Annotated in this window: 7 protein-coding genes; all 7 read left to right on the top strand. The window is 45.3% G+C overall.

Annotated elements, in window-relative coordinates:
• Nucleotides 1-126, top strand: a 126-nt coding sequence (locus CBX98_RS16810; RefSeq protein WP_267135723.1) for a flagellin, incomplete at its 5' end; no start/stop codon positions are given.
• A 288-nt stretch (nt 127-414) separates the two neighbouring features.
• Complete coding sequence (locus tag CBX98_RS16805) at nt 415-1545, top strand: flagellin (protein WP_006741693.1); 1131 nt, start codon at nt 415-417, stop codon at nt 1543-1545.
• A gap of 92 nt (nt 1546-1637) precedes the next feature.
• Nucleotides 1638-2072: a flagellar protein FlaG gene (gene flaG / locus CBX98_RS16800; RefSeq protein WP_048625857.1), complete on the top strand. Its 435-nt coding sequence runs from the start codon at nt 1638-1640 to the stop codon at nt 2070-2072.
• Nucleotides 2073-2093: 21 nt separating this feature from the next.
• Nucleotides 2094-4085, top strand: coding sequence for a flagellar filament capping protein FliD (gene fliD, locus CBX98_RS16795; protein WP_109169801.1), 1992 nt, complete (start codon nt 2094-2096; stop codon nt 4083-4085).
• A gap of 3 nt (nt 4086-4088) precedes the next feature.
• Complete coding sequence (locus CBX98_RS16790) at nt 4089-4394, top strand: flagellar protein FliT (RefSeq protein WP_109169800.1); 306 nt, start codon at nt 4089-4091, stop codon at nt 4392-4394.
• Nucleotides 4395-4406: 12 nt separating this feature from the next.
• Nucleotides 4407-4817: a flagellar export chaperone FliS gene (fliS, locus tag CBX98_RS16785; RefSeq protein ID WP_012841524.1), complete on the top strand. Its 411-nt coding sequence runs from the start codon at nt 4407-4409 to the stop codon at nt 4815-4817.
• 289 nt (nt 4818-5106) lie between these two features.
• Nucleotides 5107-6573, top strand: coding sequence for a sigma-54 dependent transcriptional regulator (locus CBX98_RS16780; protein ID WP_006741695.1), 1467 nt, complete (start codon nt 5107-5109; stop codon nt 6571-6573).
• The last annotated feature ends 137 nt before the right edge of the window (nt 6574-6710 follow it).

Genomic DNA, 6710 nt, shown 5'->3' with positions numbered 1-6710 from the left:
AAAGATACTGACTTCGCGAAAGAAACGACTCAAATGACCAAGTCACAAATTCTATCGCAAGCGTCAAGCTCAATCCTTGCGCAAGCGAAACAAGCGCCAAACTCAGCGCTAAGTCTGCTAGGTTAATTTCAAACCTAAGACGAGAACCTCATTGGCTCGTGGTGAGAGATGAGCGAGTAAACCCAGCTTCGGCTGGGTTTTTTTCTGTTTGTTTGGGACTCAGGATTTCTGCGAATCACGACATTAGAGCTTCATCACATTTCAGTAAGCCAAAGAAAATAATCGCAAAAAATTGAAAATTTCTTCTAAAGGATATTCATCGGTCGCCGTTAAAGGGACTGAGAGAAATGAGATGTACCTAAGTGAGGTGAGAGACACGACGGTACATTCACTAAAGCCTTAAGGAGATCAATTATGGCGATTAACGTTAATACTAACGTTTCTGCGATGACTGCACAGCGTTACCTAAACCAGGCAGCTGACGGTCAACAAAAATCAATGGAGCGTTTGTCTTCGGGTTATAAAATCAATAGCGCGAAAGACGATGCTGCAGGTCTACAGATTTCAAACCGCTTGAATGCACAAAGCCGTGGCCTAGACATGGCGGTGAAAAACGCAAACGACGGTATTTCTATTGCACAGGTTGCTGAAGGTGCAATGAATGAATCTACCAACATCCTACAACGTATGCGTGACCTATCGCTTCAATCTGCGAACGGTTCTAACTCAAAAGCAGAACGTGTTGCGATCCAAGAAGAAGTAACAGCGCTAAATGACGAGCTAAACCGTATTGCTGAAACTACCTCTTTCGGTGGTAACAAGTTGCTAAACGGTACATACGGTACGCAATCTTTCCAAATCGGTGCAGACTCAGGTGAAGCAGTGATGCTTTCTATGGGTAGCTTGCGCTCAGACACTTCTGCAATGGGTGGCAAGAGCTACGCAGCAGAAGAGGGTAAAGATGCATCTTGGACTGTTGGTGAGAAAACTGAGTTCAAAATGAGCTACACCAACAAACAAGGTGAAGAGAAAGAGCTATCGATCAGCGCAAAACAAGGCGACGACATTGAGCAGCTAGCAACGTACATCAACGGTCAAAACGATGATGTAAAAGCGTCTGTTGGTGAAGATGGCAAGCTACAAGTATTTGCTTCTTCTCAAAAAGTTCAAGGTGATGTTGAGTTCTCTGGCAACCTAGCGGACGAGATCGGCTTTGGCGGCCCGAAAGACGTAACAGTGAAAGACATCGACGTAACAACAGTAGCAGGCTCTCAAGAAGCCGTGGCTGTTATCGACGGTGCGCTTAAGTCAGTAGACAGCCAACGTGCGTCACTTGGTGCTTTCCAAAACCGCTTCAACCACGCAATCAGCAACTTAGACAACATTAACGAGAACGTTAATGCGTCTAACAGCCGTATTAAAGATACTGATTACGCGAAAGAAACCACTGCGATGACTAAGTCGCAAATTCTTCAGCAAGCAAGTACTTCAATCCTGGCTCAAGCGAAGCAGTCTCCATCTGCAGCGCTAAGCTTGTTGGGCTAAGTGGTTGACCCAGCCTGAGGTAAACACCTTAGTGCTGGGGTACCAAAGCGATAGATTCTATCGTTAGCCCATAAGGTGGAAGGGAGATTGTAATGGATATATCCTCCTACGCATCGAACATCCAGCCTTACGGCACGCCAAGTGGCACAAAGTTTGCAAATAAAAATGGCAATGATATAGGCACGTCTAGCCCAGCAAATTCAAATGGTGAGGTTTCGCCGCAAAAAGCGAAAGACACCGAATACGACTTCTCTGTTCAAGCAGCGATCGAGATGGCAGAAAGCCGTCAAGAGCTGAACAAAGAAGAACGTGAAAAATTGGTCGCGCAAATGAATGAGTTTGTGACGTCCATAAACAAAGGAGTCGCGTTTCGAGTGGATGAGGAATCCGGGAGAGATGTGGTGACGATTTACGAAGCCAAAACGGGCGACGTGATTCGTCAAATTCCTGATGAAGAAATGCTAATGGTATTGCGTCGCCTAGCTGAGCACACAGCCAACAGCGGGTTGTTGACTGAAAAAGTGTAAGTCGTTTTTAGAGGTGATTTGATGAGTTTAGGCCCTTTGGGGATGTCTGGCGGCATGGATATCAATTCCATGGTCAGCAAAATTGTGGATGCCGAACGCGTACCAAAGCAGCAACGCATTGACAACGAGCGCACGACAATTAATGCCAGTATCAGTGCCTATGGGCGACTCAGAGAATCACTGGATACGATGAAAAATCTCATGGCGAACTTTCGTCAAGAGAAAGCGTTTGCCGTTCGTACTGTTGAAACGACAGACGACAATATCGTATCTGCTACGGCAACCACAGATGCTATCGCTGGCAAATATGCTATCGATGTGTTGCAGCTTGCCCAGAGCCACAAAGTCGCTTCTGACGTACTGCCAGAAGACGCAAAGTTTGGCCCTGGTAAGCTGCAGATTTCGCTTGGTGATGACACCTTCAACGTGAACGTTCGTTCGAGCTCCAAGCTCGCAGATGTCGTACGCGGCATCAATGGCTCAAAAGACAACCCCGGTGTTCGTGCATCTCTCATTAACGACGTTGAAGGACCACGCCTTATCCTTGCCTCAAATCTCTCTGGTAAGGATCATCAAATCAGAGTCAGTGTGGAGGCCGACAAAGGCAACCCTCTAAAATATTTCGAGTATCAAACACTTGAAGACCGTGTTAACGCGCTTGAAGAAGCTCGTTCAGCGGCGGAAGAAGTGTTAGGTCCTCTTCAATTCTCCGAGCAACCAGTAGAACTGGATGCAAACGGCAATCCTCTACCTCCAGAAGAGCAAAAAGCGGCAGAAAATGGACAAGATGATGGCTCCCAAGAGCCAATCTCTGCTGCGGGTGCAGAAGCCGCTAAAGCTGGGCAGGAAGCGATTGATGAAGCCAACCGACGCGCAAGTTTGCGCCCTGAAGACCGAATTCCAGGGTGGACAGAAACTGCGTCAGGCACTTTGCTGGATTCTTATGAAGAGCCAGAGCTCGAACTCGACGAGAAAGCAATAGAGAAGGCACCAGATGTTCCGGGTTGGAGCAATGCGGCATCAGGCACATTAACCGACTCTTACGTTACGACGAAAGAGGCCAAGCAGCTTCTTGAGCAAGAAAAAGCTGAAATTGAGCAAAAAACTGCGAGTGAAAAACAAGCGCTAGACGCAAAAGTTGAACGTGGTGAATTGACCGAAGAGCAAGCGAAAAAAATTCATCGCGCTAAGCTGGATCCTCAAGAGCGTGAACGTTTAGAAAAAATTGATGAAGCAGAAGCGAAAATCGCAAAAGCGCAATCTGCTTTTGAAGAATACCTTGGGATGACAGAAGTACAAGCAGGGCAAGATTCAGAAGTTCTGCTTGATGGAGTAGCAAAGCTTTCTAGTCACAACAATGTGATTGAAGATGCCATAGAAGGTGTTGATTTAACACTTAAAGGCAAATCAGAACCGAACAAGCCACCTGCTGAAATTGGCGTCGAATACGACCGTCAGAGTGTGCGTAACGACATCGAAAACTTTGTTGCGGCGTACAACTCGTTTTACCAAACGTCTCAAGCGTTGGCGAGTGTGGATCCGGTCACTGGTCAAAAAGGACCGTTGTCGGGGGACAGTACCGTACGCAGCGCAGACTCACGATTAAAATCGGTATTTTCCACTCAAATTGATAAAGCGCCTGAAAACCTAAAGTCATTAACTGAATTTGGCATTACTACCACGCGTCAAGGTACCTTAGAAATCAACTATGACATGTTGGATCGTCAGTTGAACAACAACTTCAACGAGCTAGAAAAGTTCTTCGGTGGCAACACAGGTTTTGCTAAACGAGTCGAAGACGCGATTCATGGTATTACAGGCATTACAGGCAGCATTCGTACTCGAGAAAAAAGTCTCACAGAACAAAATTATCGTTTGAGTGATGATCAAGCGGCATTAGATCGCCGCATGGAAAGCCTAGAAAAGCGCACTCACGCGAAGTTTACCGCCATGCAAGATGCGACTGGTAAAATGCAAGGTCAGTTAGGTGCCTTAATGAGTGCGTTGGGTTAATAAATGCAAAAAGAACTCATAGATATTAGTGATATAGATCAACTAATTACGCAAGAATTGGAAAAAGTCGACTTTAATACTGAAGAAATTCTTCGCTTGGTCGATATCAGGGAACGGTTATTGCAAAACCTGTTACCAATTATTCATCAAAATCCTTTGGTTAAGCAGGATGCAGAGTGGCAAGCGTTGCTTACTCGTACCAAAAGAATTGTCGAGCTGATGCAATCGGAAACGTCAAAGATCGGAAAAGAACTTCATAAGTTTCGTTATGGCCAGCGTTCGCTTCAGCAGTACAAAAAATTTATTTAAAAGAGGATTACTATGCGCGGTTCTTTGCAAGCATACAAAAAGGTATCAGTCGACAGCCAGCTAAGCGCGGCTTCTCCGCACAAAGTCATTCAAATGCTTATGGCTGGTGCGATTGAGCGCCTTATTCAAGGTAAAGCGGCCATGCAAGCAGGCAATATTCCAGCAAAAGGTGAGCGTTTAGGTAAAGCGCTAGACATCATCATTGCGCTACGTAGCTGTCTATCGATGGATGACGGTGGTGATATTGCTTCAAACTTAGATTCACTCTATGAGTTTATGATCACGCAAATTTCAGCTGCTAACCATCAAAATGATCCTCAACTGATCGACGACGTTATCGACATTATCCGTGAGATCAAATCCGCTTGGGACCAAATCCCGACAGAGTTTCATAATCTTACAGCAGCTGAAGTCGGTATTTAATAACCAAAACAACGCGTTAAGATATTAGAGGAATATATTTGTCAATTGCGCAACGAGTTGTGTAGCAAAGTTTCTATCAAGCTCACACCTCTTTATTGCTTGGTTGCCTTATTTTTATATTCAAATAAAATAGAAGCCATTAGTAGCCCTAATGGCTTTTTTTGTTGCTGATTTTCCTATTTTGTCTATCGTAAATTGAGTGTGGTGGTTCTGCCTTCTTTTAGCACCCAATTGCGCAAATCAAGGTTTGGCCGCAACGCACCTAAAATAAAGGCAATCATTCTTACTTATGCAAGGTTTGGCAAAGCTGCTTGTAATTGATGATGACGCATCAAGTCGTTTAAATTTAAGCAATATATTGGAATTTGTTGGAGAAAATTGCGAAGCGGTCAGTTCTGATCAGCTCAGCGATGTTGATTGGTCTAGCGTATGGTCGTGCTGTATTGTTGGTAACATTCCAGCAGGTCAAGCGGCGAATACGGTTATCTCTCATTTAAACAGCGCCTACCACATCCCACTTTTAGTCATGGGCCGATTTCCGTTGCCCGTGGATGATCTTCCAAATTTTGTAGGTGAGCTAGAACTACCTCTTAATTACCCACAGCTTAGTGAGGCGTTACGCCACTGCAAAGATTTTCTGGGTCGAAAAGGGGTCAATGTCGTTGCCAGTGCACGAAAAAACACGCTTTTTCGCAGCTTAGTTGGTCAAAGCAGAGGTATTCAAGAAGTTCGTCACCTGATCGAGCAAGTCTCAGACACTGAGGCAAACGTGTTGATCTTGGGTGAATCTGGTACCGGTAAAGAAGTCGTTGCGCGTAACATTCACTATCATTCGTCGTACAGCAGTGGTGCCTTTGTGCCCATTAACTGTGGTGCCATTCCACCGGAGCTTCTAGAAAGTGAATTGTTTGGCCACGAAAAAGGCGCGTTTACTGGTGCGTTAACGGCACGTAAAGGTCGATTTGAGCTCGCAGACGGTGGCACGATCTTTCTTGATGAGATTGGCGATATGCCGATGTCGATGCAAGTAAAGTTACTTCGCGTATTGCAAGAGCGCTGTTTCGAACGTGTGGGTGGCAATAGCACCATCAAGGTCAATGTTCGAGTTGTCGCGGCTACACACCGTAATCTAGAAAGTATGATTGAAGAAGGCACGTTCCGAGAAGACTTGTTCTATCGTTTGAACGTGTTTCCAATCGAGATGCCTGCGCTGAAAGAGCGCAAACAAGATATTCCATTGCTGCTGCAAGAGTTGATGACGCGTCTGGAAGCGGAGGGTGGCCAGCCTATCTGTTTTACCCCTCGTGCGATCAATTCACTGATGGAGCACAACTGGCCGGGTAACGTGCGTGAGTTAGCCAACCTTGTTGAGCGAATGATCATTCTGTACCCAAATAGCTTGGTCGATGTAAATCACTTACCAACCAAATATCGCTACAGTGATATCCCGGAGTTCCAACCAGAAAGTAATCCGTTTATTTCGGTTGAAGAACAAGAGCGTGATGTGTTCCAAGACATCTTCTCAGAAGACTTTAGCTTTGATGATCAAGACGATCTTGACCACAGCATGAACGCTCCGCAAGCGCTGCCGCCTGAAGGTGTAAATCTGAAAGAGCTGTTGGCTGATTTAGAAGTTAATATGATCAGCCAAGCGTTAGAAGCACAAGGTGGGGTCGTGGCACGAGCCGCTGATATGCTGGGTATGCGACGCACAACGTTGGTGGAAAAAATGCGTAAGTACAACTTACAACGCTAGGCAACGTTGAGATTTAAGACGATATCTAAATCATTTGGGCTATTTAGCATCGTTTTTCTGACACCAAAAACCGTTATCTGAGGGTGTCAACTTATTGTCGATGACTTAACGTCATGATAAATATAAAAAAATAGCTT

The sequence above is a fragment of the Vibrio sp. T9 genome (assembly GCF_003123985.1).
GTDB classification, from domain to species: domain Bacteria; phylum Pseudomonadota; class Gammaproteobacteria; order Enterobacterales; family Vibrionaceae; genus Vibrio; species Vibrio diabolicus.
Note: the sequence above shows the minus strand (reverse complement) of the source record. Positions and strands in the feature narration are given on the sequence as shown.